Source organism: Microbacterium sp. (assembly GCF_036277215.1).
Lineage (GTDB): Bacteria > Actinomycetota > Actinomycetes > Actinomycetales > Microbacteriaceae > Microbacterium.
The window spans coordinates 1-2796 of sequence record NZ_DASUNI010000287.1; the positions used below are offsets into that span (position 1 = coordinate 1).

General features: G+C 68.8%; 2 protein-coding genes. Both read right to left on the reverse strand.

The features are described 5' to 3' along the window. A partial coding sequence (locus tag VFX99_RS14160) for an acyl-CoA dehydrogenase family protein (protein ID WP_329666936.1) occupies positions 1-1615 on the reverse strand: 1615 nt, incomplete at its 3' end. Next, the gene (locus VFX99_RS14165) at positions 1612-2697 is read right to left on the reverse strand and encodes a zinc-binding metallopeptidase family protein (protein WP_329666937.1); all 1086 of its coding nucleotides are present in this window, start codon (positions 2695-2697) and stop codon (positions 1612-1614) included. The genes VFX99_RS14160 and VFX99_RS14165, both read right to left, overlap by 4 nt. Between the last annotated feature and the right edge of the window lie 99 nt (positions 2698-2796).

The following is a 2796-nucleotide window of genomic DNA, read 5'->3' on the forward strand; positions in this document are numbered from 1 at the left end:
CCCACACGTCGCCCTGCGTCGCGAGGAACGCGTCGGCATCCGCGCCGGGAGCGTGTCGCAGCATGAGCGATCCCTGGAGGGCCAGAGCCAGGTTCTCGCTCAGCCGGCGCGCCTGCGATTGCGCGTCGACGATGTCGGCGGACGCGACGTCGTCGAGCATCCGCAGCGTTCGCGCCACGTGCGCATCCTGCAGGGGCGACTGCCCTGTGGTCGTCTCGAGCTCCCCGGCGAACGCGGCGATCGAATCCGGGTCGCGGGTGAGTGCCCGGAGCACGTCGAGGGCGATCACGTTGCCCGACCCCTCCCAGATCGCCATCACCGGCTGCTCCCGGTAGCGGCGCGCGAGCGGGAAAGCCTCGGTGTAGCCGTTGCCGCCGAGGCACTCGAGCGCTTCGTACGAATGGTGGGGTCCGCGCTTGGTCACCCAGTACTTCGAGACCGGCGTCGCGAGCCGGCGGAGCGCGACATCCGCGTCCGAGGCGTCGGCCCCGAACGCCTGCGCCAGCCGTAGACCGGTGAGCATCGCCGCCTCCGACTCGAGTGCGAGGTCGGCCAGCACCGCCGTCATCGCCGGCTGATCGACGAGGAGCTTGCCGAACGCGGCGCGGCCGCGGGCGTGCCAGGTCGCCTCGGCGACCGACTGGCGCATCCCCGCGGCCGTCCCGAGGACGCAGTCCAGTCGGGTGCGCTGCACCATCTCGATGATCGTGCGGACCCCGCGGCCCGGCTCGCCGAGCAGCATCCCGATCGTGCCGTCGAACTCCACCTCGGCGGAGGCATTGGACCGGTTGCCCAGCTTGTCCTTGAGTCGCTGGATTCGCAGCACGTTGCGTATGCCCCGGGGCAGCAGCCGTGGGACGAAGAGGCACGTCAGCCCCTCATCCTCATTCCCGCGGCGCGTGTGCGCCAGCACCAGGAAGCCGTCCGACATCGGTGCGGAGTAGAACCACTTGTGACCGGTGATCTGGTAGGCGTGGCCGCCCATATGGGTGCCGCTGGTCGTGCCCGCCCGCACGTCCGACCCGCCCTGCTTCTCGGTCACGGCCATCCCGATCAGCGCACTCGTCTTCTCCTCGTTCGGGAGGAGGCGAGGCTCGTACTCGCGTGAGTACATGCGGGGCAGCCAGTCGTCGGCGACCCAGGGCGAGTCCTTGATCGCCGCCACAGCGGCGTGCGTCATGGAGATCGGGCAGGCGTGGCCCGGCTCCACCTGCGCGAACAGCATGAACATCGCCGCGCGTGCCACGTCGGCTCCCGGCCGCGGGTCGACCCAGGCCGAGGTGTGCGCCCCGCGCGCCACGGCCTCGGAGATCACGCGATGGTACGACGGGTCGTACTCCACCTCGTCGAGTCGGAAGCCCCAGCGGTCATGCGCGTGCGCCACCGGAGAATGAACGTCGGCGAGCGTCGCGTCGCGCTGGAACGAGGGCGATCCGACGAGCTCGCCGGCCTCGGAAAGGGCATCGTTCGCCCAGGATGCTCCGAGGGCGGCCACGCCCTCCACGAGCGGGACGTTGATCGAGTACTCGTCGATCTCGGTGCGCACGGGAGGCTGGTTCTCGACGTAGTGCGTCGCGGCGCCGATGACGCGCTGCCCGCGGGCCACCGATGTCACGCCTGCTCCGCATCCCAGGGCGCCGCCATGGCGATCTGCTCTTCCAGGGTCAAGGGGGCCCGCGTGACGATCTCGTGCATGAATGCCAGTTTCTTGCGCACGGCTGGGACGATCTCGAAGGGGTACAGGTCTCGGAAGCCCATCGCGCGATTGATCCGGTTGAACGCCTGCGACATCCATTCCCAATCCGTCAGCAGCTGCTGGATCGGCTCGGACTCGTACGACTCCTGCGGGACCACATCGGCATCCCTCAGGTTGGTGACGGTCGCATCGAGGCGGATGCCGATGGCGGCGGCGGTCTGAAGCGTGCCGGTGATGTGCAGGTAGTGCGCCCACGTCTCGGCGAAGTCCTCCCACGGATGCATCGTGGCGTACTCGGAGATGAACGACTTGTGCCAGCCTTCGGGCGCACCGAACGTGTAGTGCTGCTTGATGGCGTCCTGGTAGCTGACCCGTTCGTCGCCGAAGAGCTCGCGGCACTCGTCCCAGGCGGCGTCGTCCGTCAGCAGGACCCCCTGGTAGTAATGGCCCACCTCGTGGCGGAGGTGGCCGAGGATGGTGCGATACGGCTCGCCGAGCCTGACCCGCAGTGCCTCGCGGCGATCGTCGAGGCTCTCGGCGAGATCGAGCGTGATGATCCCGTTCGCGTGTCCGATCATCACGCGCTTGCCGTCGGTCAGGCTAGAGATCAGATCGAAGCCGAGCCCGCCCGGCTTGATGTCCCATCCAACGATGGGCAGCCCCAGACTGCCGAGCTGAAGCAGAAGCCGTCGTTTGGCCTCCTCGGTGCTGGCGAGCTTCTCGAGTGCGACGGTGTCGTTGGCCGCGGGCCGTCTGCGCGTGAGCCGGCAGGAGAAGCACCGACCCGCGGGCGCATCGTCCCGCACGAGCCAGTTGCACTCCCACTCGCGGTTCGAGCAGGTGTACCAGGTCCGCCCGTCGATCACGACCTGGTTGTTGCGGATGCCGTAGAACTGGCGCGACAGCATGTGGTAGCCGAGTTCCGCCTCGCAGTTCGGGCATGTCAGCCTGTCCAGATACAGGAAGTGGCGGCAATGCGGACACCGCGGCTGGGAGCTCACGCTCTCACCGTAGCGCTCCCGCGCGGAGGATGGCCCGGCGGCCGTTACGGCACTGCGGCGATCGGCAGGCGCAGCAGGATGTCGTCGTCCGGCCGTGGC